This window comes from Sulfitobacter sp. SBS6 (genome assembly GCF_048285585.1).
Lineage (GTDB): Bacteria > Pseudomonadota > Alphaproteobacteria > Rhodobacterales > Rhodobacteraceae > Sulfitobacter > Sulfitobacter pontiacus.
In genome coordinates this window covers 23,067-48,350 of record NZ_JBLWBA010000005.1, presented here as the reverse complement: position 1 = coordinate 48,350, position 25,284 = coordinate 23,067, and the positions used below count along the sequence as shown (strand labels likewise).

General features: G+C 61.4%; 25 protein-coding genes and 1 tRNA gene. 13 read left to right on the top strand and 13 right to left on the bottom strand.

Annotation, left to right across the window (positions count from 1 at the left end):
• Window positions 1-115: 115 nt before the first annotated feature.
• Window positions 116-598: an adenylyltransferase/cytidyltransferase family protein gene (locus ACNQ62_RS03610; protein WP_418094233.1), complete on the top strand. Its 483-nt coding sequence runs from the start codon at window positions 116-118 to the stop codon at window positions 596-598.
• A 90-nt stretch (window positions 599-688) separates the two neighbouring features.
• Window positions 689-1,924: a multidrug effflux MFS transporter gene (locus ACNQ62_RS03605; protein WP_005853775.1), complete on the top strand. Its 1,236-nt coding sequence runs from the start codon at window positions 689-691 to the stop codon at window positions 1,922-1,924.
• Between the two features lie 161 nt (window positions 1,925-2,085).
• On the opposite strand, the gene ACNQ62_RS03600 is transcribed toward ACNQ62_RS03605, so the two are convergent.
• Together ACNQ62_RS03600 and ACNQ62_RS03595 are read right to left on the bottom strand one after the other, a co-directional pair.
• Window positions 2,086-3,387 carry a DEAD/DEAH box helicase gene (locus ACNQ62_RS03600; RefSeq protein WP_418094232.1) on the bottom strand — a complete coding sequence of 434 codons (1,302 nt, stop codon included), beginning with the start codon at window positions 3,385-3,387 and terminating at the stop codon, window positions 2,086-2,088.
• A 317-nt stretch (window positions 3,388-3,704) separates the two neighbouring features.
• The gene (locus tag ACNQ62_RS03595) at window positions 3,705-4,748 is read right to left on the bottom strand and encodes an AbrB family transcriptional regulator (RefSeq protein WP_418094231.1); all 1,044 of its coding nucleotides are present in this window, start codon (window positions 4,746-4,748) and stop codon (window positions 3,705-3,707) included.
• Window positions 4,749-4,882: 134 nt separating this feature from the next.
• Here ACNQ62_RS03595 and ACNQ62_RS03590 point away from each other — a divergent pair, with 134 nt between their 5' ends.
• Together ACNQ62_RS03590 and eno are read left to right on the top strand one after the other, a co-directional pair.
• Entirely contained in the window at window positions 4,883-5,752 is an 870-nt protein-coding gene (locus tag ACNQ62_RS03590; protein WP_037944386.1) for a DMT family transporter, read from the top strand.
• A 69-nt stretch (window positions 5,753-5,821) separates the two neighbouring features.
• Window positions 5,822-7,099: a phosphopyruvate hydratase gene (gene eno / locus ACNQ62_RS03585; protein WP_009824746.1), complete on the top strand. Its 1,278-nt coding sequence runs from the start codon at window positions 5,822-5,824 to the stop codon at window positions 7,097-7,099.
• Between the two features lie 89 nt (window positions 7,100-7,188).
• On the opposite strand, the gene ACNQ62_RS03580 is transcribed toward eno, so the two are convergent.
• Together ACNQ62_RS03580 and ACNQ62_RS03575 are read right to left on the bottom strand one after the other, a co-directional pair.
• On the bottom strand, window positions 7,189-7,869 hold the full coding sequence (locus ACNQ62_RS03580) for a hypothetical protein (RefSeq protein WP_418094230.1): 681 nt from the start codon (window positions 7,867-7,869) through the stop codon (window positions 7,189-7,191).
• Window positions 7,870-8,202: 333 nt separating this feature from the next.
• Complete coding sequence (locus ACNQ62_RS03575) at window positions 8,203-9,348, bottom strand: anhydro-N-acetylmuramic acid kinase (protein ID WP_288959963.1); 1,146 nt, start codon at window positions 9,346-9,348, stop codon at window positions 8,203-8,205.
• A gap of 65 nt (window positions 9,349-9,413) precedes the next feature.
• Between ACNQ62_RS03575 and tyrS the strand changes: the two genes are divergently transcribed.
• On the top strand, window positions 9,414-10,664 hold the full coding sequence (gene tyrS / locus ACNQ62_RS03570) for a tyrosine--tRNA ligase (protein ID WP_418094229.1): 1,251 nt from the start codon (window positions 9,414-9,416) through the stop codon (window positions 10,662-10,664).
• A 44-nt stretch (window positions 10,665-10,708) separates the two neighbouring features.
• Here the strand turns inward: tyrS and ACNQ62_RS03565 are convergent, their stop codons facing one another.
• The 3 genes from ACNQ62_RS03565 to ACNQ62_RS03555 all read right to left on the bottom strand — a co-directional run bounded on the left by ACNQ62_RS03565 (window position 10,709) and on the right by ACNQ62_RS03555 (window position 13,828).
• The gene (locus ACNQ62_RS03565; RefSeq protein WP_418094228.1) at window positions 10,709-12,520 is read right to left on the bottom strand and encodes an ABC-F family ATP-binding cassette domain-containing protein; all 1,812 of its coding nucleotides are present in this window, start codon (window positions 12,518-12,520) and stop codon (window positions 10,709-10,711) included.
• A gap of 84 nt (window positions 12,521-12,604) precedes the next feature.
• Window positions 12,605-13,333: a GNAT family N-acetyltransferase gene (locus ACNQ62_RS03560; protein WP_418094227.1), complete on the bottom strand. Its 729-nt coding sequence runs from the start codon at window positions 13,331-13,333 to the stop codon at window positions 12,605-12,607.
• 30 nt (window positions 13,334-13,363) lie between these two features.
• Entirely contained in the window at window positions 13,364-13,828 is a 465-nt protein-coding gene (locus tag ACNQ62_RS03555) for an outer membrane protein assembly factor BamE (RefSeq protein WP_037944392.1), read from the bottom strand.
• 91 nt (window positions 13,829-13,919) lie between these two features.
• Between ACNQ62_RS03555 and ACNQ62_RS03550 the strand changes: the two genes are divergently transcribed.
• From ACNQ62_RS03550 to ACNQ62_RS03515, 8 genes are all read left to right on the top strand, one after another.
• Entirely contained in the window at window positions 13,920-14,474 is a 555-nt protein-coding gene (locus ACNQ62_RS03550; protein WP_074634824.1) for a YceD family protein, read from the top strand.
• A 195-nt stretch (window positions 14,475-14,669) separates the two neighbouring features.
• A complete protein-coding gene (gene rpmF / locus ACNQ62_RS03545; RefSeq protein WP_005853791.1) occupies window positions 14,670-14,876 on the top strand; it encodes a 50S ribosomal protein L32 in 207 nt (68 codons plus the stop codon).
• 42 nt (window positions 14,877-14,918) lie between these two features.
• Window positions 14,919-15,995, top strand: coding sequence for a phosphate acyltransferase PlsX (gene plsX, locus ACNQ62_RS03540; protein ID WP_037944394.1), 1,077 nt, complete (start codon window positions 14,919-14,921; stop codon window positions 15,993-15,995).
• Window positions 15,992-16,963, top strand: a complete 972-nt coding sequence (locus ACNQ62_RS03535; RefSeq protein ID WP_037944395.1) for a beta-ketoacyl-ACP synthase III — start codon at window positions 15,992-15,994, stop codon at window positions 16,961-16,963. Before plsX ends, ACNQ62_RS03535 begins: the two co-directional genes overlap by 4 nt.
• A 97-nt stretch (window positions 16,964-17,060) precedes the next feature.
• Complete coding sequence (ihfA, locus tag ACNQ62_RS03530) at window positions 17,061-17,363, top strand: integration host factor subunit alpha (RefSeq protein WP_005853794.1); 303 nt, start codon at window positions 17,061-17,063, stop codon at window positions 17,361-17,363.
• A gap of 4 nt (window positions 17,364-17,367) precedes the next feature.
• Window positions 17,368-18,378, top strand: a complete 1,011-nt coding sequence (locus ACNQ62_RS03525; protein WP_418094226.1) for a MerR family transcriptional regulator — start codon at window positions 17,368-17,370, stop codon at window positions 18,376-18,378.
• A 69-nt stretch (window positions 18,379-18,447) separates the two neighbouring features.
• Window positions 18,448-18,524 (top strand) — tRNA-Pro (locus ACNQ62_RS03520).
• 64 nt (window positions 18,525-18,588) lie between these two features.
• Window positions 18,589-19,668 carry a 2'-deoxycytidine 5'-triphosphate deaminase gene (locus tag ACNQ62_RS03515; RefSeq protein ID WP_418094225.1) on the top strand — a complete coding sequence of 360 codons (1,080 nt, stop codon included), beginning with the start codon at window positions 18,589-18,591 and terminating at the stop codon, window positions 19,666-19,668.
• Between the two features lie 25 nt (window positions 19,669-19,693).
• Here ACNQ62_RS03515 and ACNQ62_RS03510 read toward each other — a convergent pair whose 3' ends face one another.
• From ACNQ62_RS03510 to argS, 6 genes are all read right to left on the bottom strand, one after another.
• A complete protein-coding gene (locus ACNQ62_RS03510) occupies window positions 19,694-19,936 on the bottom strand; it encodes a hypothetical protein (protein ID WP_005853797.1) in 243 nt (80 codons plus the stop codon).
• Between the two features lie 83 nt (window positions 19,937-20,019).
• Complete coding sequence (scpB, locus tag ACNQ62_RS03505) at window positions 20,020-20,673, bottom strand: SMC-Scp complex subunit ScpB (protein ID WP_005853798.1); 654 nt, start codon at window positions 20,671-20,673, stop codon at window positions 20,020-20,022.
• Window position 20,674: 1 nt separating this feature from the next.
• Window positions 20,675-21,460 (bottom strand): segregation and condensation protein A, encoded by a 786-nt coding sequence (locus ACNQ62_RS03500; protein ID WP_418094224.1) that lies wholly within the window; start codon window positions 21,458-21,460, stop codon window positions 20,675-20,677.
• On the bottom strand, window positions 21,453-22,457 hold the full coding sequence (nagZ, locus tag ACNQ62_RS03495; protein WP_418094223.1) for a beta-N-acetylhexosaminidase: 1,005 nt from the start codon (window positions 22,455-22,457) through the stop codon (window positions 21,453-21,455). Before nagZ ends, ACNQ62_RS03500 begins: the two co-directional genes overlap by 8 nt.
• Window positions 22,457-23,461 carry an SPOR domain-containing protein gene (locus ACNQ62_RS03490; protein WP_081858804.1) on the bottom strand — a complete coding sequence of 335 codons (1,005 nt, stop codon included), beginning with the start codon at window positions 23,459-23,461 and terminating at the stop codon, window positions 22,457-22,459. Before ACNQ62_RS03490 ends, nagZ begins: the two co-directional genes overlap by 1 nt.
• Window positions 23,462-23,536: 75 nt before the next feature.
• On the bottom strand, window positions 23,537-25,279 hold the full coding sequence (gene argS / locus ACNQ62_RS03485; RefSeq protein ID WP_418094222.1) for an arginine--tRNA ligase: 1,743 nt from the start codon (window positions 25,277-25,279) through the stop codon (window positions 23,537-23,539).
• Between the last annotated feature and the right edge of the window lie 5 nt (window positions 25,280-25,284).

The following is a 25,284-nucleotide window of genomic DNA, read 5'->3' as shown; positions in this document are numbered from 1 at the left end:
GGCCACGCGCCCGCACTGGCAATATGCGGCAGAAAGGCTTTGCCTTTGTGCTGAAACCCGCCTAGAATCAATCAGATAAAGGGGCAAAGACCCCTATCCAGATCGAGCGGGCAGCATGAAATACGATATCCCCTTTCCCTTTATGGGACGCGGGCGGGCGACGGTGGTGACACCGGCGGCGCGCCCGTCCAGCTTCACACCCTCCACGCCAATGACGCGGACGATCCTGACCTATGGCGGGTTCGACGGATTCCACACCGGTCACGCCGACTGGCTACGGCAGTTGGCCCGTATGGGCAGCGATCTGGTCGTCGGCTGCCAGAGCGAACAGTTCTGTCAACGAGCGGGGCGTCCGGCGCATCTCGGCTTTGCCGCCCGCCGTGCGGTGCTGGAGCGGTGCCGCTATGTCTCGCGGGTCATTCCGCTTGAGACATGGGATCAGGTGCGCAGCGATATCGTGAATTACAACGTCTCGGTATTGGCCCTGCCCGCGCATCTTCCCCTGCCGGTGTCGGGACTAGACGAGATCGTTCAGGTATTGCGTTTGCCGGTGACCACCCGCGAGACAGAGCCGCGCCAGCGCGCCCGAGCCAGCTGACGGCGCGACGCCGATTGCACTATCTGTAAGGCAGCCTTATGAACACCATAGGCTGCGCCCTGCGGCCCACCGTCACGATGGAGCCGATGGATGACCGACGACCGCCCCGACATCAACATGAGCCGCCCCGAGTTTGTGGCGCTGATTGCGATGATGTTTGCAATCATTGCTTTCTCGACCGATGCAATGCTGCCTGCCCTGCCCGAGATCGGCGCAGAGCTGTCGCCCTTGGATATGACCAAAGTCCCGCTGATTGTGACCGCCTTTATTCTGGGGATGGGGATGGGCACTTTTGTCACCGGCCCGCTGTCGGACGCTTTCGGGCGCAAGAATATCATCTACCTCGGGTCTGCGATCTATATCTCGGGGGCTGTGGTGGCGTGGCTAAGCCAATCGCTTGAGGTGATGCTGATCGCGCGGGTCGTGCAGGGCGTGGGGGCTGCGGGCCCTCGGGTTGTGGCGCTTGCGGTGATCCGCGACCTTTATTCGGGCCGGCAGATGGCCAAGATCATGTCTTTCGTGATGATGATCTTTGTCGTCGTGCCCGCCTTTGCCCCTGCGATGGGGGCTGTGATCATCGCCCTGTCCGATTGGCGTGGCGTATTCTTGTCATTCATCGTTTTCTCGGCAACCTGTGTGGTCTGGGCCATGCTCCGCCTGCCCGAAACCCTGCCCAAGCCCAAGCGTCGACCTTTGCAGATCGGCCTGCTGTGGAACGCGGTGAAAGAGATTTTCAGCAACCCGATGGTGTGTTTGTCGATCACGGTGCAGACGCTGGTGATGGGGTTCTTGTTCTCGACGCTGATGCTGGTGCAACCCATTTACGACCAAGTCTATGACCGCGCCGAGAGCTTCCCCTTCTGGTTTGGCGTCGCGGCGCTTATCTCGGGGACGTCGAGCTTGCTGAACGCGCTGCTGGTCGTCCGGCTGGGGATGCAGCGGATCGTGATCCTTGCGCTTGGGCTGCAGATCGTACTGTCGGGCCTGATGCTGGGTCTTGGTTTGGGCGATCTGCCAGAGCCCTATGGCTTTGTCTTTTTCCTGATGTGGCAGGCGTCGCTGTTCTTTCAGGTGGGGCTGGTGATGGGCAACCTCAACGCGCTGGCGATGGAGCCTTTGGGTCATATCGCCGGCATGGCGGCGTCGGTCATCGGGGCGGTGTCGACGGTGATGGCAGCCATGCTCGCTTCGCCCATCGGGTTGATGTTCAACGGCACGATCACCCCGCTGATCGGCGCGGTACTGACGCTGGCGACACTCGCCTTTGCGCTGATGCTGCTTCTGGCGCGGGTCAACCGGCAGGCGGCAGCAGACCCCGCGGAATAGGGCTGAGCCACCACGTGGTGGCTGGTGGTGCCGGTTTCGCCCTTCGGGCGAGGATTTAGAGCCATTTGGAAGCGCGGACCAAGGCGCTTTAGAGAGAGGTAACAAAAAGGGGCACCGCTGATGGCGGTGCCCCTTTTGATCGTGCGTTGATACCTGCGCGCTTATGCGGCGCGCTGCCCGGCTGGCTTGCGACGACGCCGCGCGGCACCGGCGGGTTTGCCCGCACCGCCGCCATTGCCACCGCCCCCGTTGCCGCCACCGCCACCGGGGCGACCACCGCGACCACGACCGCGTCCCCCGCGACCCTTTGGCTTGGCGGGTTCGTCAATCGCTTCCCACGGACGGCCGGAGGCCACGGGGATCGAGATTTTCATCGTCTTCTGGATATCTTTCAGCTCGCCCATCTCATCCGGCGCGCAGAAAGCGATCGCCGCCCCGTCTTTGCCCGCGCGCGCGGTCCGGCCGATACGGTGGACATAATTGTCGGGCACATTGGGCAGCTCGTAGTTGTAGACGTGCTTCACGTCGGGAATATCCAGACCGCGGGCGGCGACATCCGTTGCCACCAGCACAGTGACCTCGCCTTTCTTGAAGGATTCGATGGCGCGGTCCCGCTGACCCTGGCTTTTGTTGCCATGGATCGATGCCGCTTTGAAACCGGCTTTGACCAGATCTTTCATCAGCTTTTCACAGCCGTGTTTGGTCCGCCCGAACACCAGGGCGCGTTCCTCGGTGTGTTTGCCAAGCAGTTCGATCAGCAGGGATTTCTTTTCCGCCTTGGCGATGAAATGCACCTCTTGGGTGATCTTGTCCGCCGCCTTGCCCGGAGGCGAGACTTCGATGCGGATCGGGCTGCTGAGGTAGCTGTTGGCGATCTCGTTCATCAGTTTCGGCATGGTTGCCGAAAAGAGCATCGTCTGACGCTCTTTCGGCAGCACCGCCGCAATCTTGCGCAGATCGTGGATAAAGCCCATGTCGAGCATCTGGTCCGCTTCATCAAGCACAAGGAAAGTGGTCTTGTGCAAAAGCACCGCGCGGCGGTCCATCAGGTCCAGCAAGCGCCCGGGTGTGGCCACCAGCAGGTCGACGCCGCGCTCCATCCGTTTGATCTGCGGGTTGATGGACTGGCCGCCGACAATCATCATGGTTTTCAGCTGGGTGCCTTCGCAGAACCCCTTGAGGTTCTCCATGATCTGGTTTGCCAGCTCGCGGGTCGGGGCCAGCACCAGCCCGCGCACGGTGCGCGGCTGGGGGCGGGCTTCGCGTTCCAGCATCTGGGCCACCAGCGGGATACCGAAGGCGGCGGTCTTGCCGGTGCCGGTCTGTGCCAGCCCCATCACGTCGCGGCCATTCATCCCGTGGGGGATCGCCTGTTTCTGGATCGGGGTCGGATCGGTCATACCCATGTTGGTCAAGGCTTTGACCAGACGGCGCGGCAGGCCCATCATTTCAAAATCGCTCATCGTTTTGTCGTCTTTCCGCGGGATGCGGGGCAAAGCCCCTTCCCGCCATAGCAATCACGCGGGCCCTGTCGATGCAGGAAAACCGCGAGGGACGCAAAGCAGATCGCAGGGGGCAGCCTAGTGCCAACACCCTGTCTGTTGCGCTTGGCCCCACGCGTGATTTTGGGAACATCGGCGGCCTTTTGTTCAGCTCTCATAAGACGCGACGATTTTAGGTCGACAGGTCAAGGGCTGGTCTGCTCACGCGGCAGAAGGCATCGCTTGCGCCCCAGATGGGCTGTTTGGGCGGCAAAGTCAACGGTGCTGTGAAAGATAGCCTAGCGCGGGGTGCTCCGCGCCAGCATCAGGGGCAGCACAGCGCTGAGGATGAACAGGCGCATCATGTGGCAGGCGGCGACGAAACCCGGGCTGATCCCCAGCACGCTGCCCATGGCGATCATGGTCTCGAACCCACCGGGCGCAAAGGCCACCAGGATATGCGCCAGCGGCATGCCAAGCGCCATCGCGACCGGGATCGCCCCCAGCAGGGCCAACCCCACGGCAAGGCAGGTCACAGCCAGCCCCGCGGCAAGCCCCTTGGTCAGATCATCAAGCCGCACGCCAGAGAACCGCGTGCCGATCAAGGCGCCGAGCACCACATAGGCGGGCATCACCAGCCACAGGGGCAGCACACCGGGGGCGAGCCCTGTCACATGCGCAAGCGATGACACCAGCATCGGCCCGATCAACATCGGCGCGGGCACCCGGATGCGCCCCAGAAGCACCCCTGCCCCGAAGGAGAGCACCGCCATCACCAGCAATGTCACGCCGCCCATAACGGGGCCGTCGGGCACGATGGACCCGCCCAGATCAACACCCATCGCCAGCGCGACAAAGGGCACCACCAGCGTGAGCGACAACAGCCGCACCGACTGCGTGGTCGAGATACGCACCACATTATCCCCGCCATCGGCCGCCATCGCCAGCACAAAGCTGAGGTGTCCGGGGGCCGAAGCCAGCAGTGCTGCACGACGGTCAAAGCCAAAGAACCGCGCCAGCAGCCACCGGCTGAGCACCAGCATCGCCCAGACCAGCACGGCCATCACGACAAAAGCCAGCGGCCAGCGCAGCATGGCATCGACCGCATTCTGGTCAAACCCCGCCCCCACCGACAGGCCAATGACGACAAAGCAGATGTTGCGCAGCGGCAGCGACACCCCCATGCGCGCGCCCGCCAGACCGGCCAGCGACACCAGCACCGCAGGCCCCAACAGCATGTAGATCGGCGCGTTCAGCAGCCAGCCGATACCGGCCCCCACCGCGCCGATACAGACGGTGAAAACGGTCGTATGCGTATCAGACGGGGGGCGCGGCCATTTCATACACTTGTGCTATCAGTTGGTCCCTTCCGCCACCAGCCCCGTCACGGGATGCGCCGCGAGGCTTGCACATCCCCCGACAAAGGGACATGCATCCACTGACGGAATTTTAGAACGATTGTATGAAGGAATAGGATATGGACAATCTGCGCGGCGCTTTGATCATGGTGCTGTCGATGTTGGGCTTTGCCATTGAGGACATGTTCATCAAGCTGATCGGGACGGATATCCCGATCGGGCAGATTATCTTTATGCTCGGGACCGGTGGCGCGCTTTGCTATGGTGCGATGGTGGTGATGAAGGGCGAGCCCTTGATGGATCGCGCGATGCTGACCCGCCCGATCCTGCTGCGCGCCTTGGGCGAGATCGTCGGCACCTTGGGGTTTGTATCGGCCATTGTGCTGACACCGATTTCTTCTGCCTCGGCCATCTTGCAGGCGACACCGCTGGTGGTGACCCTAGGCGCGGCGCTGTTTCTGGGCGATCCCGTCGGCTGGCGCCGGTGGAGCGCTATTTTGGTTGGTATGCTGGGCGTCTTGCTGGTGATCCGCCCCGGGATGGACAGCTTTCAGGCGCTGTCCCTGCTAGCGGTGCTTGGGGTGCTGGGGCTGTCGTTGCGCGATCTGGCGACGCGGCGGGTGCCGAAATCGACCTCTACGTTCCAGCTGTCGTTTCTTGCGTTTCTGGCGTTGGTCCCTGCAAGCCTGCTTTTCATGCTGGGCACGGGCACGGCTTTTGCGCCGATGTCGGGGGTGCAATGGCTGTTCATGGGGGCCGCGCTGACGACCGGCATGGTCGCCTATTACGGCATCGTCGCGGCCATGCGTATCGGCGAAATCAGCTTTGTCACACCGTTCCGCTATGCGCGCCTGCTGTTCGCGATGGTTGTGGGCATCACGATCTTTGGCGAACGCCCCGATCTGCTGACCTATGTTGGCGCAACCATCATTGTTGCCTCGGGCATCTATACGGTATGGCGTGAGCGAAAGGTCAAAGAACAGGCCTGAACACTTTCCATCCTCCCCCCGGCGCGCTAAACCGCTGCGCAATTGTCATCTGCAAAAGGATAGCCCCTTATGAGCACGATCATCGACATCCACGCCCGCGAAATCATTGACAGCCGGGGCAACCCCACGGTCGAAGTCGATGTGACGCTTGAAGACGGCACCATGGGCCGCGCGGCCGTTCCCTCTGGCGCATCCACCGGTGCCTATGAGGCGGTAGAGCGTCGCGATGGCGACCAAAAGCGCTATATGGGCAAGGGCGTTCTGGAAGCCTGCGCCTCGGTCAATGGCGAGATCGCGGATGCGCTGGTCGGCATCGACGCGACAGAGCAGGTCGAGATTGACGGCACGATGATCGAGCTGGACGGCACCGACAACAAGTCGCGTCTGGGGGCCAATGCCATTCTGGGCGTCTCCCTCGCGACGGCGAAGGCCGCGGCTGATTATTGCTCGCAGCCGCTCTACCGCTATGTGGGCGGCACCTCTGCGCGCATGCTACCCGTGCCGATGATGAACATCATCAACGGAGGCGAGCACGCGGATAACCCGATCGACATTCAGGAATTCATGATCATGCCCGTCGCGGCAGAGAATATCCGCGACGCGGTGCGCATGGGCTCCGAGGTGTTCCACACGCTGAAGAAAGAGCTTTCGGCCGCAGGTCTGTCCACCGGTATCGGCGACGAAGGCGGCTTCGCACCCAACATCAGCTCCACCCGCGATGCACTTGATTTTATTCTGAAATCCATCGAAAAAGCAGGCTACAAACCGGGCGAGGAAATCTACCTCGCGCTGGATTGCGCGGCAACGGAATACTTCAAGGACGGCAGCTATGTCCTTTCTGGAGAAGGGAAAACCCTGACCAGCGCCGAGAATGTGGATTATCTGGCGGCCCTATGCGCCGATTACCCCATCATCTCTATCGAAGATGGCATGTCCGAAGACGATTGGGATGGCTGGAAACTGCTGACCGACCGTCTTGGCGACAAGATCCAGCTGGTGGGCGACGATCTGTTCGTGACGAACCCCGAACGTCTGGCCGAAGGCATCAAACGGGGTTCTGCCAACTCCATGCTGGTGAAGGTCAACCAGATCGGCACCCTGTCCGAGACGCTGCAAGCGGTCGACATGGCGCATCGTGCGGGCTTTACCAACGTGATGTCCCACCGCTCGGGCGAGACTGAAGACGCGACGATTGCGGATCTTGCTGTTGCGACGAACTGCGGTCAGATCAAGACCGGCTCGCTCGCGCGGTCCGACCGGTTGGCGAAATACAACCAGCTGATCCGCATCGAGGAATCGCTTGGTGTGACAGCGGAATACGCCGGTCGTTCGATCCTGAAAGGTTGATCGCGGGGGGCAGTTCGCCCCGCCCGAAGATACGAAAGCGCGCCCGATCAAGGCGCGCTTTTTTTGTGCTTGCGGTGTCGCGTCCAGTGTCAGCTTTGGATCTGACGCAACAGGCCCGACTTGGTAAAGCCCACACGGATCATATCCGTGTCACTTTTCAGCATCGGCATCTTGATCTGGATCGTCCGCGGCTGTGCGCCAAAGGCGACGTTCATCCGGATGGTGGCCACGAATTTGCCTTGCGTCGACGGGCGCACGTCTTCGATCATACCGACGACTTCGCGGTCGGTGGTCATGACCGTAGCGCCCAATGCCGCCGTGATCGGGACAGAGGCCGCGGCGCGGGTCACATCGCCGCTGACACTGCGCGATACCGCGGCAGTCGTGCTGCCGGTCGTTCCGCTGTTGTCGGTCGTCGTGCCGCCGCCGCTGTTGGACCCGCCGGTGCTGCCGACACCCACGCCAACGCCCGCGACAGAACCCCCGCCAACCGAGGCCCCGACACCAGCGCCAACGCCGCCGACAGAGGCACCAGCGCCCGCATCAGCAACCGAACCGCCACCGACAGAGGCACCCGCCCCCGCGCCGACGCTGCCTGCGCCCACACCAACACCGACATCCGCGGCGGACCCGTGGCCGACGCTGGCCCCTACGCCCGCGCCAATACCGCCCACGCTGGCACCGACGCCGACATCCAGCGCAAACGCCGACGTGGCGATGAATACCGTTGCAACCGAAGTTGCGGCGTTTTTAAGAAACATACTCGTCATGGTCATTCTCCTTTTGAAAAGGAACGGCGCAAGCAAAGCCCCCACTTTCTGCGCCACCGTTCTGAGGTAGTACAATTCAAGGTAGAACCACCCAGATTCCAAGCAAGGAAACAGACTGTTTACGGAATACCACTGTGCAAGCGGGCAACAGCCCTTTGCCGCGCCAGAAACCCGCAGCGCATAGCTAACTTATTCCGGGAAAACGAAGAATACCCACGACCATAGCGCGAAAAGCCAACGGGCGACTCAGGCCACGACACGTCCTGTCCAGCGAAAAACGCAGGTCACAGGGGTGACGATACGCTGGCGCAAAACCCATCAAAGGGCCTTATTCTAAACGCTGATCGCCTCTGTCGGCATGCTCACGGTGCCGCCCCCGACCGCAGCCCGCACCCCCGTGGTGCCGGGGCAAGAGGTCGGCAGCCCGCGCGCCACCCGCACGGCAAGATATCCGAAGGCCTGCGCCTCCAGCATATCACCGTCCAGCCCGATCTCTTCTATCGGCATGACCGGACAATCCAGACTGACGCTGAGCATCTTCATCAACACAGGGTTGTGCCGCCCGCCCCCGGTTACCAGCACACGATCGGGCAAACGCGGACAATGCTGCATTGCTTCGGCCACGCCAGCGGCACACATCGCCGTCAGCGTCGCGGCGGCATCTGCGTCCGACAGTTCGGTCACCAGCGCGACCATCTCGTCAAAATCATTCCGGTCCAGCGACTTGGGGGGCATCCGTGCGAAATAGGGCTCGGCCAGAAACAGCTCAAGCGCGCCGGTCTCTACCTGCCCGCGCGACGCGGTCTTGCCGCCCTCGTCAAAAGGCAGCCCCAGACGCGCCTGCATCAGATCGTTGATGGGCGCATTGGCAGGCCCCGTGTCAAAGGCCAGCAGCGCCCCCTCCGCCTCGGGCAAGGGGATCGCCGGATCCACCCAGGTCAGGTTCCCCACCCCGCCAAGATTCAAAAAGGCCACCGGCCCCGTCAGCCCGGCATAGCGGGCGCAGGCGTGGTGAAAAAACGGCGCGAGCGGTGCGCCCTCTCCGCCCAGATGCACATCGGCGCTGCGGAAATCCCACACGACGGGCAGCCCCAGATGATCTGCCAGCGCGGCACCGTCGCCCACCTGCAACGTCCCCTGCATGCGCGGCGCATGGGCCAGCGTCTGTCCGTGAAAGCCTATCAGATCGACATCGGTATACGCGCCAAGGGCATCTATATGCGCGGCCTCAACCACCTGCGTCGCCGCCGCCACCTCTGGCCCTGACCATTTGCCGAAACCGGCCGCGATGGTGCGGCGTTCCTCGGCTGAATAGCTGCGGTAGCTCGACGTGCCGAAGCCCATGATATCGCGGCCGTCCGTCTCGATCACCGCAACGTCCACACCGTCGAGCGAGGTGCCGCTCATCGCGCCTGCGGCCCGCAACGGGCCTGTTTTCGCGATCCGTGTCGGGGTTCTTGCCCCTTGGGCCTTATTCATGGCCTTTTCCTTTGTCTGCTCAGCACCTATAGAGTGCACCACCACCCAAGCTGAGGGCAAGCACCATGACATACCACCCCAAATCCGATTTCATCCGCATCATGATGGAGCGCGGCTTTCTCGCCGATTGTACGGACTATCAGGGCCTTGATGACGCGCTGATGAACGGGGCTGTGCCTGCCTATATCGGCTATGACGCGACAGCGAAATCCCTTCATGTGGGGCATCTGATGAATATCATGGTGCTGCGCTGGTTGCAGAAATGCGGCGGCAAACCGATCACCCTAATGGGCGGCGGCACCACCAAAGTGGGCGACCCGTCCTTCCGGTCGGATGAACGCCCCCTGCTCGACAATGCCGCCATCGACGCCAATATCGCCGGCATGCAGCAGGTGTTCGAGAAATACCTGTCCTACGGTGACGGCGACAGCGACGCGATCATGCTGAACAACGCCGAATGGCTAGACAATCTGAACTACCTCGCATTCCTGCGCGACATCGGGCGGCATTTCAGCGTGAACCGGATGCTGTCGTTCGAAAGCGTCAAATCCCGTCTTGATCGGGAACAGTCGCTGTCCTTCCTCGAATTCAACTACATGATCTTGCAGGCCTATGACTTCCTTGAACTCAACCGCCGCTATGGCTGCCTGCTGCAGATGGGCGGCTCGGATCAATGGGGTAATATCGTCAACGGGATCGACCTGACCCGCCGCGTGCTGGATCAAGAGATTTTCGGCCTCACCACGCCTTTGCTCACCACCAGCGACGGCCGCAAAATGGGCAAATCCCAGGGCGGCGCGATCTGGCTGAACGGGGACATGCTGTCGCCTTACGAGTTCTGGCAGTTCTGGCGCAACACCACCGATGCGGATACGGGCAAGTTTCTCAAGATCTTCACCGAACTACCGGTCGAGGAATGCGACCGTCTGGGCGCGCTGGAAGGCTCCGATATCAACGCGGCCAAGATCATTCTGGCGAACGAGGTCACGACCCTGCTGCACGGTGCCGAAGCCGCAAAGAATGCCGAAGCCACGGCACGCGAAGTGTTCGAAAAAGGCGGCGTCGGCGATGACCTACCCACCCTGACGCTGACCGCGGCGGATATCGGCGACGGCATCTCTATCGTGCAGTTGATCGTGAAATCCGGTCTGGCCGGTTCGGGCAAAGAGGCAAAGCGTCTGATCACCGAAAACGGTGCCCGCTATAATGACGAACCGCTGACAGACGCAGGCCTGATGGTCGATGCTGCCACGCTGGCCACACCGATCAAGCTTAGCGCGGGCAAGAAACGCCACGCGCTGGTACAACTGGGCTAAGTCTCCCGCCGTATGAGGGGGGGGGGCGGGTCGCCCTGCCCCCTTCAGCTTTCGGCTTTTTCTTCCAGCATCAGCCACTCGGCCTCTGCATCCTGCAGCTTTTCATTCCGCTCGACCAAGGCATCGGTCGCTTTCTGGAATTTCACCGGATTGTCGGAATAGAGCGTCGGATCGCTCATCAACTCTTCCAGTTTCGCAATTTCGGCTTCCAGTCGCGCAATCTCGGCGGGCAGCGCCTCAAGCCGGTGCTTTTCGGTAAAGCTCAGGCCCGATTGCTGCGCCGCTTTGGGCTTTTCGGATTTCGCGCCGGGCTTTGATTTGGCGACGACGCTTTGGTCAAAATCATCCTGCTGGCGCTGCGCCAGATAATCCGTCCACCCGCCCGCATAGACGGTGGCCTTGCCGTCGCCTTCCATCGCGATGGTGGTCGCGGCAACACGGTCAAGGAAGTCACGGTCGTGGCTGACCAGCAGCACAGTGCCGTCATAGGTCGACAGCAGCTCCTGCATCAGATCAAGGGTTTCGACATCCAGATCGTTGGTCGGTTCATCAAGCACCAAGAGGTTGCTGGAGCGCGCCATAATCTTGGCCAGCAGCAATCGCGCCTTTTCACCCCCCGACAAGGACCGCACGGGCGCACGGGCCTGCCCCTCGTCGAACAGGAATTCTTTCAGGTACCCAACCACGTGTTTCGGCTGCCCGCGCACCAGAATCTGGTCCGCCTTGCCCGATACACGCATTTCCGGATCGCCGGTCAGACTGTCCCACAGCGACATATCGCCATCAAGCTGCGCGCGCGCCTGGTCGAACAGCGCGATCTCAAGATTGGTACCCTGTTTGATCTCGCCCCCGTCGGGCTGTTCTTTCCCGATCAGCATATTCAGCAACGTCGTCTTGCCCACACCATTCGGCCCGACCAGGGCGATCCGATCACCGCGCTGGATCGTGATGTCGAAGGGGCGTAGAATCGTCTTGTCGCCAAAGGCCTTGGTGATGCCCATAGCCTCGACCACCTTGCGGCCGGATTTTGGCCCCGCTTCCAGCGCCATGGCAGCGGTGCCCTGACGTTTGATCTGGCTGGCGCGTTCGGCCCGCAGGTCTTGCAGGGCGCGCACGCGGCCCTGGTTGCGCTTGCGCCGCGCCGAAATGCCTTCGACAGCCCACCGTGCCTCCGCCTTGATCTTGCGGTTCAGCTTGTGGCGCTGCATGTCCTCTTCTTCCCACATCTGGTCGCGCCAGGCTTCAAACCCGCCAAAGCCGATGTCCTGCCTGCGCACAACACCGCGGTCGACCCAGAGCGTCGCACGGGTCAATTCGCGCAGGAACGCCCTATCGTGAGAGATAATCACAAAAGCGGCCCGCGTCGCTTTCAGCTCGTATTCAAGCCAGCGGATCGCTTCGATATCCAGGTGGTTCGTCGGCTCGTCCAGCAACATCAGCTCGGGCTCGGAGGCCATCAGACGCGCCAATGCCGCGCGGCGACGTTCCCCACCCGACGCGGTGCTGACAGGGCGCGCGGGGTCAAATTTCAACCCTTCTCCGGCGCGTTCGACCTTGTACATCTCGGACGGGTCCAGGCCATGGGCCGCGAAGTCGCCCAAAGTCTCGAATCCGGTCAGATCCGGGTCCTGCTCCATATAGCCTACCGAAACGCCGGGCCCGACGATCACATCGCCGCTGTCGGCCTCGACCAATCCGGCCATGACCTTCATCAAAGTGGATTTACCTGACCCGTTCCGGCCCACCAGCGCCAGTCGGTCGCCGGATTGAACCACAAGGGACATGTCTTCGAATACGGGATCTCCGCCGAATGTCAGCGAGATCTCGTTAACTTGTAAAAGGGGTGCGCGTGCCATGACAGCCAGCTAGCGCCGCGCCGCGTCAGCGTCAATGACCCCTCTTCCAAATGGGCTAAAATCCTCGCCGAAGGCATGAAACTCTTAGGCGGCACCGCGCAGCAGGCGCTTACGCCCCTCGGGGATCGCCGCGATTTCAAGGCCGGTAAACACATGCAGCGTGTTCATCTGATGGTCGATCACCGCATGATCGCTCACCCAGCCCCCCATCATCAGATAGCTTCGCAGCAGCGGCGGCAGCATTTGTAGCGCTGCTTTCTCGGCCGGTTTGTCCAACGTCCGTTCCACAAAGCCCACCGTATCGGGGGCCTTGACCTGCGGCTGCCATTGCAGTGGCGCAAGGTGGCGGCTGTGCAAAAGCGCCATGACATCGCTATAGGGTGCCGGATTTGTGCCCTTGAAGGAGGTGCACCCAAAGAGCAACGCGACCCTATGGGCGTCCACAAACTGCGCCAGCGCGGCCCAGGCCATGCGCACGACATCCGGGTCTGTGACTCCCGGGGCCAGACAGAACCGCCCCAGTTCCATCATCGCGCCGGGGAAACATGTAAGCTTGGTCAGATCGTAGAATTGCGCGGCATAGCTTTGATCCAGCGACGCGCCCTCCATCAGCCCGATCCGATAGCAGCACAGCAGGTCACCGCTGCCTTGATGCCGCACGAGTATATGATGTTTTTGCGCATCAAACCCATCGATATCGCGCGGCTGAACCAGCCCAAAGGCCCGCGCGCGCAAGGCTTGCGCGGCCTCGATATCCTCGGCTGTGGTGGCACAATAGGCGCGGTACGGACCGCGTAAAAGCGGCTTGATCACAGCACCCTCCGGCACCGTCACGGGCCTGCCCTAGCCAGCTAGCGCCGCAGGGTTCAAGCGGCCAATGTTGCCCAGAAGCTGGCGGATAAAGGATTTATCCGAGATCGGCGAACTGGTGACGCGGCGGTCAAGGGTGACGACATTGCCACGCTCCAGCCCGAAACGTTCGACGTTCTGCACCACCCCGTTGCTGTCAAAGCTGACAGCGACAACTTCGCGCTCTGTCTCGCGCGGGGCCATGAACCACATCGCCTGACGGCGCGACCGCACATAGTAATACCCCGAATTGGTCAGCAACCCTGCCGACGCGGGCACGCCCACGGTTTCGGCCACGGTGTCGCGTGTGTCTTGGCCCACGGTGATCTTCTCAAGATCCTCTTGCGGCGGGATATAGCCGTGGTTGGAGTATTGCGGGGAGCAGGCCCCAAGCGTCAGACCAGCAGCGAGAACTGTGGCGGTCAGCAGTGTCTTTTTGACATGGCGGTCGATACGCATTCTTGGTGCCCTCTTGCCCTTGGGGATCATGGCTTTTATCTCGCATACACTAAGCACGCCCCATGGTTCAAGAAACGAAAGTACCCCTAACATGTCTCGCACGCCCCCAAGCCCCACAGCATTGCGCGTCGCAGAGCTGTCGCAGAATGCGCAAACCCCTTTCTCCCTGCGTCCCGACGCCGACAGCTTGCGGATGATCGCAGAAGAACTTGATCTTTCAGCATTACGTAAACTTTCATTCGAGGGGCGTCTCAAAGCGCTTGGTCGCAGCGATTGGGAACTCAAGGCGCGTCTGGGGGCCACTGTGGTGCAGCCCTGCGTGGTGACGCTGGAGCCGGTACAGACGCGGATCGACGTCGATGTCACACGGCTTTTCGTGCAGGATTACGAAGAACCCGAAGAAGCCGAGGTCGAGATGCCGGAGGATGATCGCACCGAACCGCTTGGCGCGTGGATCGATCCCGCGGCCATCATGATCGAAGCGCTGGCGCTTGAGATTCCCGAATATCCCCGCGCCGATGGGGCCGAACTGGGGCAAGCGGTCTATACCAAACCCGGCGACACCCCGATGACCGACGAAGACGCCCGCCCCTTTGCGGGGCTGGCCGGCCTCAAGAACCAGCTTAAGGACGATACCACCGAATAACCCTGCCGGTTTGGGTGAAAAAAGGGTTGCTTCGGCGGGTTTTCGCAGTATTTTGCGCCCTTCACCCCAATTAAGGTTGGACATCGGATAGGCTTCGGCCTAAACGCACGTCACGCCCAAACCGGGAGTTGATCTGAAACACGGTCGTCTTTGGCAGGAAGCCGATGAACGACCCCGAAGGCAAAGGCACCAGACATGGCTGTCCAACAGAATAAAGTTTCCAAATCGCGTCGCAACAACCGCCGCGCACACGATTCGCTGACTGCAGCGAACCCGAACGAATGCTCCAACTGTGGTGAGCTGAAGCGCCCGCACCACGTTTGCGCAGCATGCGGTCACTATGACGACAACGAAGTTGTTTCTCTGAACGAAGAGATCGACCTCGACGAAGACGCGGCGTAAGCTCGTCACGTCAACCGCAGTTCATAAGAGGCATCGCACCAGATGACGGCCACGTCCGATCAGCCTAGCGCGAGAACTCAGCGCACCCTTATCTCAGTTGATGCGATGGGGGGCGATCAGGGCCCGGCAATCGTTGTTGCCGGGTGCTCTGCGTCCGCGCTAAAAAATCCCGATATCAGCTTTATCCTGCACGGCCCTGCCGAAACGCTGGAACCGCTGGTGGCAAAGCGGCCCGAACTGAAAGGGCGCTGCACCATTCGGGATGCCCAAGGGGTTGTCACAATGGATGACAAGCCCAGTAATGTCGTGCGCAATGGCAAGGACACATCGATGTGGTCCGCCATCGAATCCGTGCGCGATAACGAAGCCTCGGTCGCGGTCAGCTGCGGGAACACCGGCGCGCTGATGGCGCTGTCGATGATCCGCCTGAAAAAGCTGCCGGGTGTGAACCGCCCTGCCATCGCTGTGCTCTATCCCTCTACCAACCCTCAGGGCTTTAACGTTCTGCTGGATGTGGGTGCGGATGTGCGTGCGGATGCCGATGACCTGTTGCGCTATGCGCTGATGGGCAAATCCTACGCCCGCAACGGCATGGACATCGAACGCCCGCGCATCGGGTTGCTGAATGTCGGCACCGAAGAACACAAGGGCCGGACCGAGCTGAAAGAAGCGCACGAGTTGATTCGCGACGCCGCGGATGACGCGGGCTTTGAATTTGTCGGTTTCGTCGAAGGCGGCGATATCTCGGGTGATGTCGCAGATGTGATCGTCACCGATGGATTTACAGGTAATATTGCGATCAAGACCGGTGAAGGCACCGCGACGCTGATCGGCAATGGCCTGCGCCAAGCGTTCAAGAATTCGATCTGGTCCCGCGCGGCATCGCTGCTGGCCTATACCTCGCTGCGCCGCGTCAGCAAACGGTTTGACCCGCGCCGTGTGAACGGTGGTGTGTTTTTGGGGTTGAACGGCACGGTCGTTAAATCCCACGGTGCCGCTGACGCGACGGGGGTTTCCTCGGCGATCAAACTGGCCGCGCGATTAGCGGAAAGTGAATTTACAAATCGGTTGGCTGCGCGTGTTGCCGCAGCAAAGCCGACGAAAGAGACCGAAGAATGACAAAAAGAGCCGTCGTAATTGGTGCCGGACACTACCTTCCGGAACGCATTGTCGAAAACGCAGAGTTTGAAGGCAAGATCGACACCAGTGACGAATGGATCCGGTCACGCTCTGGCATTGAACGGCGTCACTTTGTCGGCGAAGGCGAAACCACGTCGACCATGGCCACCGCTGCCGCCAAGGCCGCATTGGCCGACGCGGGCAAGACAGCCGCCGATGTGGATGCGGTGATTGTCGCCACCTCTACCCCCGATCTGACTTTCCCCTCTGCCGCAACGATGGTGCAGGCGCAGCTTGAGATGGAGCGCGGCTTTGCCTTTGATGTACAGGCTGTGTGCGCGGGCTTTGTCTATGCGCTGGCCAATGCCAACGCGCTGATCGTCTCGGGTCAGGCTGACCGCGTGCTGGTCATCGGCTCCGAAACCTTCTCGAAAATCATGGACTGGACCGACCGCAGCACCAGCGTGTTGTTCGGTGACGGTGCGGGCGCGATCCTGCTTGAAGCGCAAGACGGCGACGGCACCGCAGCCGACCGCGGTATCCTGTCCACCGATCTGAATTCGGACGGGCGCTACAAAGACTTGCTCTATGTCGACGGTGGCATCAGCACGGGCACGACCGGCTATCTGCGCATGCAGGGGAATCAGGTCTTCCGTCACGCGGTTGAAAAGCTCGCCGCGTCGGCAAACACAGCGATGGACCGTGCCGGCGTCAGCGCCGAGGACGTCGACTGGATCGTCCCGCATCAGGCGAATATCCGTATTATTCAAGGCACTGCCAAAAAGCTGAACCTGTCGATGGATAACGTCGTCGTGACGGTTCAAGACCACGGCAACACCTCTGCCGCGTCGATTCCGCTGGCCCTTTCCGTCGGGCAAGAGCGTGGCCAGATCAAGAAAGGCGACCTGCTGGTCACCGAGGCGATCGGCGGCGGGCTGGCCTGGGGCGCGATCGTTCTGCGCTGGTAAGCGGCTTTTCTTCGCGCGAACAGCACGTTACGCCCCATAGTTGTTGACTTGCGGAAAAATCACAGCCTATGCTGCTTAAAACACATGGGGGGAAGATATGGCCGACAAAACGTTGACCCGGATGGATTTGAGTGAAGCAGTCTTTCGTGAAGTAGGTCTTTCCCGCAATGAAAGCGCACAGCTGGTCGAAGCGGTGCTTGAACATATGTCCGATGCGCTGGTCAAAGGCGAACAGGTCAAGATTTCATCTTTCGGCACTTTCTCGGTGCGCGACAAGTCGGCCCGCGTTGGCCGGAACCCCAAAACCGGCGAAGAGGTCCCGATTAACCCGCGCCGCGTGCTCACATTCCGCCCGTCCCATCTGATGAAGGACCGGGTTGCAGACGGGAACAAGCGATAACCTAATGCCCAAGTCTCCGGACGCATTCAGAACCATCTCCGAAGTTGCAGAATGGCTTGAAATTCAGGCGCATGTGCTGCGTTTCTGGGAAAGCAAGTTCACGCAAGTCAAACCGATCAAACGCGCAGGCGGGCGGCGATATTATCGCCCCAACGATATGCTGCTGCTTGGCGGTATCAAACGCTTGCTGCATGAAGACGGGCTGACGATCAAAGGTGTCCAGAAGGTATTGCGTGAAGAAGGCATGGGCCATGTCGCAGCCCTGTCCGCGACTCTTGACGGGGTCACGCAGGATGATCTGGATGCCGGTGGCGACACCATCGACATGACCCCCGCGCCGATGCAAGAAGACGCAGAACAGACCCACGAGGGTGTTGTCCTCCCGTTCGAGCAACGCGCGAGCAAAGCGGCTAAGCCAGCCCCTGTCGAAGCGCCCGAAACACACGCAGAAGCCGCTTCGAAGCCCGAGGTGTCGGCCGAGGATACCACGCCACTATCTGTCGACGAACCGACCCTCGACGCGACAGAGCCGGAGCCGGAGGAGACAACCGTCGCCCCCGCCGATACCCCTGCGGAGGACGAAGCAACCCTGCCCGGCTTCCTGCGCCACCCGATGACCGACGCACCGGTGCCGCCAAGCGATAACACACCGGACGACGCCCCTGCCGCAGTGCAAACACGCGCCCCGGATCAGGACGCGCCCGCGCCGACCATCGACAGCACGCCAGAGGCAGCGCCGGAAGACAGCACCGCCGAAACGCGAGACGTCGAAGCGCCAGAGGTCAACGTGGCACCGGAAGCCCCTGTTGTTTCAGGCCCCAAGCCGCGTATCATTGATCTGCCGGCTCTGACGGCAGAAGAAGACTTCCCCGCCAAACCCTCTGTGCTTTCTGCGGCATTGCTGTGCCGCGATCTGCCCGAGGATTCGGCCCGCGATATCGCGCCTTTGCTTAACCGTTTGGGCGAACTGCGCGATTCCATTCGGGCCGATGTGGTCCGCGGCACAAAAGTCTAAGCCGCGCGTGCGATTTGCGACAATTCCCCCTTGCACGCACGGTTTTATCAGGTATGAAACGCCTCATGTCGGGCTATGGCGCAGCCTGGTAGCGCGTCCGTCTGGGGGACGGAAGGTCGCAGGTTCGAGTCCTGCTAGCCCGACCAACCGACATACAACAAACGCCCGTACCCTAATGGGTGCGGGTGTTTGCATTTGAAAGGCCCGGATATGATCGGCGTAGTTCCCAACCAGCATATCACCGACATGATCGCTTCGGGTCAGATCATCGGCACACCGCCTGTCGACAGCGCCCAGATCCAGCCTGCGAGCCTAGATCTTCGTCTCGGAACAATGGCTTACCGCGTGCGTGCGTCATTTCTTGCCGGGCATGGGGCCAAGGTCGCCGACCGTCTGGAAGAGTTCGAGATGCACCGCGTCGACCTGACGAATGGGGCGGTGCTGGAAAAGGGCTGCGTCTACGTTGTCCCGCTGATGGAAAGCCTCGCCCTGCCCCAAGGCACCTCTGCGGCGGCCAATGCCAAAAGCTCCACCGGGCGGCTGGACCTGCTCACGCGCACCATCACCGACGGCGGGACCGAATTTGATCGCATCGCGCCGGGCTATACCGGCCCGCTTTACGCAGAGATTTGTCCGCGGTCTTTTTCGGTGCTCGTGCGTCCGGGCATGCGGCTGAACCAGATCCGTTTTTCCGCCGGTGCCGCCACGCTTGACGATGCCGCGCTGCGCGCATTGCACGCCGACAGCCCGCTGGTGGATGGCGAGGCCGTGATCGATGATGGTCTGGGATTCTCGGTTGATCTGCGCCTGCCTGACACCACGCTGGTCGGCTACCGCGCCAAGCCGCATACGGGTGTGATCGATCTGGACAAGATCGGCCATTATGATCCCGCGCAATACTGGGAAGAGGTGCACAGCGACAACGGTCAGATCATCCTCGACCCCGGTGCGTTCTACATTCTGGTCAGCCGCGAAGCTGTAACCATCCCGCCCGAATACGCCGCAGAGATGGCCCCCTATCTGGCGATGGTGGGCGAATTCCGGGTGCATTACGCAGGTTTCTTTGACCCCGGTTTCGGCCATGCCTCCGCAGGGGGTGCGGGATCACGGGGCGTGCTTGAAGTGCGCTGCCACGAGGCCCCTTTTGTGCTGGAACATGGTCAGGTCGTCGGACGGTTGGTCTATGAGAAAATGACCGACGTACCGACCCAGCTTTACGGGTCGGGCATCGCGTCGAACTATCAGGGTCAGGGTCTCAAGCTCAGCAAGCATTTCAGCGCGCCGCGCTAAGCTTCGCAGCGTCTGATCACGCGCGTTAGAAACGCGTCAGCTTGCGCATGTTCTTGACCATATTGCGCGCCTGTTTGCCCTGCTCGCGGCTGCTTTTGTCACGACGGGCCATTTCCTCGGCGCTTGGTTGGACAGGATTGCCGTCACGGTCCACTGACGCCCGACGCCCCTTGCCCAGCTTTGACGCCTGATCAAAGCCGATATCAACGCCTTTGTTGATCAAACGCCCCATCACGCGACGCATAATCATATTAATTATCTGGTTCATGTCCTGACCTCCTTACCGCGCGTTAAACTGTGTCTGAGGCCAATATAGCACCTATTGCGGCGATTTTCAGGCCACCTGCGGGATTAATCCTCGAACAGCTCGCTCTGGCCTTCGGTCGCTTCTGGCTCTTCTTCGCTGTCGACACCGGGCATCTCGCCAAAGGCGGGGCGGCTTTCCAGCAATCCGGCAGAGCGGAGCTCTTTCAGGCCCGGCAGGTCGCGGGGGCTTTCCAGACCGAAGTGGGCTAGAAATTCCTGTGTTACGACAAAGGTCACCGGACGACCGGGGGTCATTTTGCGGCGGCCAAAGCGAATCCAGTCCAGCTCAAGCAGCTGATCCAGCGTGCCGCGCGATACGGATACGCCGCGGATCTCTTCGATCTCGGCGCGGGTGGCGGGCTGGTGGTAGGCGATGATCGCCAAGGTCTCGATCGCGGCGCGCGACAGTTTGCGCGTCTCGACCGTTTCGTGTTGCATGAGATACCCCAGATCCGCCGCCGTGCGCATGGCGTAGGCATCCCCGATGCGGCACAGCTCCACACCGCGGCCGGTGTAGCGTTTGCGCAGATGCACCATCGCTTCGGCAGGGTCACAGCCATGCGGCAGACGCGCCGCGATCTCGCGCAGGGTCATCGGCTCTGCGGTGGCGAAAAGGATCGCTTCGATCATGCGCTCCTGTTCGGCCAATGGCGGGGCCTCGAACAGGCTTTCTTCTGTTTGTTCAACGGGTTCGGCCACGTCAGATATCCTTCTTGCGCAACTGGATCGGGGCAAACACGCCCTCTTGGCGAATTTCCAGATGCCCTTCCTTTACCAATTCAAGCGATGCCGCAAACGTCGATGCCGTGGCCGAGCGGCGCATTGCCGGTTCTTCGCCCCATCCGTCGGGCATGTAGCTGGTCAGGTCAGACCAGTCGCCAGAAAAGCCAATCAAGCCGCGCATGCGTTCCAGCGCCTGCTCCATCGTAAAGACCTTGTCACGGTCCATCACGAAGGGGCGGAAATCGTCGCGCGTGCGGATACGCGCGTAGCCCTGCATCAGGTCCAGCAAGGTCGCGGTATAGGTCACGCGGCGGGTCTGGCGCATTTCCTGCGTCTGGCCGCGGGCAAAGAAATCGCGCCCCAACTGGTCACGGGCCATCAACTGGGCCGCCACGTCGCGCATCGCTTGCAGACGTTCCAGCTGGAACGCCAGATGCGCGGCCAGTTCCTCGCCCGAGGGGCCATCGTCCTGCGGATCAGGCGGCAGCAGCAGACGGGATTTCAAAAACGCGAGCCACGCAGCCATGACCAGATAATCCGCCGCAAGCTCAAGCCGCAGCGCCTTGGCCTTGTCCACGAACATCAGATATTGGCGTGCCAGTTGCAGCACCGAGATTTTGCGCAGGTCGACCTTCTGGGTGCGGCTGAGGGTCAGCAACAGGTCCAACGGGCCCTCGAACCCGTCGACATCCACGATCAGCGCCTCGGCCGCGAGCCGTTCAGCAACTTTCGTTTGCCCGTCGTCCAACTGCGTTTCAGCCATATACCGTCCCGCCCAAAAGCCTGTCGAGCTTCGCAGTCAGGGCAGGAATGTCAACATCATCAGGCATCCGGCGCATGGCAAGGGCGTGCGCGGCCCGTGTTTGCGCAGCCTCGGACATCTCTCCGGCAGCATCGGCAACCCGGGTGCGATCCTCAAGCGTGGCGTTGCAATACAGCACCACATCACAGCCTGCGGCCAAGGCACCGGCGGCGATGTCATCCACCTCGCCCGACAGTGCTTTCATCGAGATGTCATCCGTCATGATCAGGTTATCAAAGCCGATATCCTCGCGGATCAACCGCATCATCACGGGCGACAGCGTGGCAGGGCGCGGATCAATCGCGTCATAGACCAAATGCGCCGTCATTCCCATCGGCAGGTCGTTCAACACCTTGAACGGGGCGAAATCATGCGTGTCCAACGCGGCGCGCGGCGCATCAACCTGCGGCAAGTCAAAATGACTATCCATCGTGGCGCGCCCATGTCCGGGCATATGTTTGACCACGGGCAAGACGCCCCCCGCCAGCATGCCGTTTGCCGCCGCACGGCCCAATGCTGCCACCGTATCGGGCGTCGTGCCGTAACAGCGGTTGCGTAAAAATGCGTGGGTTTGCGCCCCGGCGACATCGACCATGGGCGCGCAATTGCTGTCGATGCCCACGCGGTGCAGCTCGTCCGCGATCAGTCGAAAGCGCAGATACATCGCCTCTGCCGCGTTGGGGCCTGCCGCCTGCACGAAGTCCAGCGGTGCCGTCCAGTCGCGCCAATGTGGTGCGCGCAAACGCTGCACCCGCCCGCCTTCTTGATCCACGGTGATCACAGCCTCGTGGCCCGCCGCCTCGCGCAGCTCATCACACAGCGCGCGGACCTGATCCGGCGTGTCGATATTGCGCGCAAAGAGAATGAACCCAAAGGGCTTTACGGCGCGAAACAACGCCTTTTCCTGCGCCGTCAGCCGAAGCCCCGACGCGTCCAGTATCGTCGCCCCGTATCGCATCAGCGTGTAACGACGGGAATGCAGTCGGTGTTTTCAGCAACCAACGCCGAACAGAAGCGTCGCGCATCCGCGATATCCGAGAACCCATGCGCGCGCAAACGGTAGAAGGTGCGCCCGCCGCTGCTGGCCTCTTGGATGATGCGGTCCTTGCCTTCCATATAGGCCCCGAAACGCGCGTTCAGACGGACCCATTGCGCCCGTGCGATCTGCGGTGAATCAAATGCGCCAAGCTGCACCAGACGCGTACCGGTGGGCAGGCTGTCGGGCGAAAGCTCTTTCACTTCGGCGGCGGCGACCGGTGCAGGTTCAAACGACGCTTTGGTCGCAACGGCACGGCCACCGGGGCGCGTTTGAGGGCGCAAGGAGGCGCGCACGCCCGGCTCTTCGCCCATGGCAACGGCCACCGCGTTCGACACCGCCATCTCAAGCGGATCGACATCCATCGTGGCACTTGCGTTCATCGGCTCTGGCAGGGCGGTGCCGTCTTCTTCGTCTTCCAGTGGTTCCACCCCATCGGTGAGAGAGGCGACAAGATCGTCCACATCGCCGTTTTTCAACGCCTCTGCCACGTCAGCCGCAGGCGAAGATTGCGTTGGTGCCTGTTGCGCAGGTGCAACCATCGCGACGGGGATGGGCTGGTCTTCTTCTTCCAAATCCAGTGGCTTCGGGGCCAAAATCAGCTGTTCCGCGAATTGGTTCGCCGTCCCTTCAGAGGCCACAGCATTGACCGACAGACCCTGATTATCCGCCAGTTGGCCGCCCGGATTTTCGGGCCGCACGCGCATATCGCCCTGGGCCGCACGCACCACCGGAATGCCGGTAACATCGCGCACCAGCAGCTTGTAGCCCCAGACCCCGATGCCGACGATCAAGGTGATGGAAAGCGCCGCGCCCGCGAAATTTGCAAACTTGGTCAAGGGCTTGGCCGCAACTTGCGGTGCCAACCCTGCGTCATGTTCAAAGGAGTACCCCCCACCCTGGGAGGAGGACGTGTAATCTGCCATTTCTGCCTCACTGCCCGCGTCAGATATCACCCGCGCGGGTCTGTTTTTTGAACCTGCCTGACCAGCAATGGTGCGTTATCGCATCTCTTCCGCTGGCTTGACCCCAAGAATACCAAGACCTGACGCAATTACAATCGCTGCGGCTTGGGCCAGCGCGATTTTTGACTGGGACAGGGCCGCATCATCCTGCAGGAAACGCAGTTCAGGCACGTCGTTGCCGCGGTTCCACAGCCCGTGGAAATCGCCCGCCAGCTCGTAGAGATAAAAGGCGATCCGGTGCGGTTCGTTGCTGCGCGCCGCGGTCTCTACCATCCGGGGCCATTCGGCCAGCTTTTGCGCCAGTTTCAGCTCTGCTTCGTGGTCAAGCTGGCTCAGGTCGGCACGCTGCAAGGTTTCCATATCCGTGTCGACACCCGCCTCTGCCGCCTTGCGCAGGACAGAATGCACACGCGCATGCGCATATTGCACGTAGAACACCGGATTCTCGCGCGACTGTTCCAGCACCTTGGCAAAGTCAAAGTCCAGCATCGCGTCATTCTTGCGGGTCAGCATGACAAAACGCGTCACGTCAGGGCCCACCTGATCAACCACATCGCGCAGGGTGACGAATGTCCCTGCCCGTTTGGACATCTTGAATTCCTTGCCGTTCTTGAACAGCTTGACCAGCTGCGTCAGCTTGATGTCGAGCGGCACCGCCCCCTCGGACAGCGCCGAAACAGCGGCTTTCATCCGTTTGACATAGCCGCCGTGATCCGCGCCAAAGACGTCGATCAGCATGTCAAAGCCACGCTGCACCTTGTCGTAGTGATACGCGATATCGGGCGCGAAATAGGTCCAGCCGCCGTCGGACTTCATCACCGGACGGTCAACGTCATCACCATGGGCGGTGGATTTGAACAGGGTCTGCTCGCGCGGCTCCCAGTCCTCGGGCTTCTTGCCTTTTGGCGGCTCAAGCACGCCCTCATAGATCAGCCCTTTGGCTTTCAAGTCATCAATCGCGGATTCGATCCGGCCCGTGCCATAAAGCGACTTTTCGGAATAAAACACATCCATCTCCACCCCGAGAGAGGCGAGATCATCGCGGATCAGCTTCATCATCTCGTCGGTGGCAAAGTTGCGCACCTCTTCAAGCCAGACGGATTCATCGGCGTCGATATAGGCGTCGCCCACCTTGTCTTTCAGCGCGGCCCCCACATCGATCAGATAGTCGCCGGGGTATGTGCCTTCGGGAAAGGCGACCTCTTGGCCATGCGCCTCTAGATAGCGCAGATAGACAGAGCGCGCCAAGACATCGACCTGCGCGCCGCCGTCATTGATGTAATATTCACGCGTGACATCGAAACCCGCGAAATCCAACAAGGACGCCAGCGCATCGCCAAAGACCGCACCGCGGGTGTGCCCTACATGCAGCGGCCCCGTCGGGTTGGCCGAGACATATTCGACATTGACCCGCTTGCCCTGCCCCAGATCGCCGCGGCCAAAGTCTGTGCCCTGCCCCAGAACGGCACCGACAACGCCCTGCCAGACCGCAGCACTCAGCCGCAGGTTCAAGAACCCCGGGCCCGCCACATCCGCCGCCGTGATCCGTGGATCCTCGGCCAGCTTTTCGGCCAGTTTCTCGGCGATATCGCGCGGTTTCATACGGGCCGGTTTCGCCAGCACCATCGCGGCATTGGTCGCCATATCCCCATGCGCCGCATCGCGCGGCGGCTCTACGGTAATGGCGTCAAAGCTCAGCCCCTCGGGCAGAAACCCGTCGGCAACCAGCGTATCAAGGGTGGACAGCACGAGGCTGCGGATATCGGCAAATAGGTTCATAACGG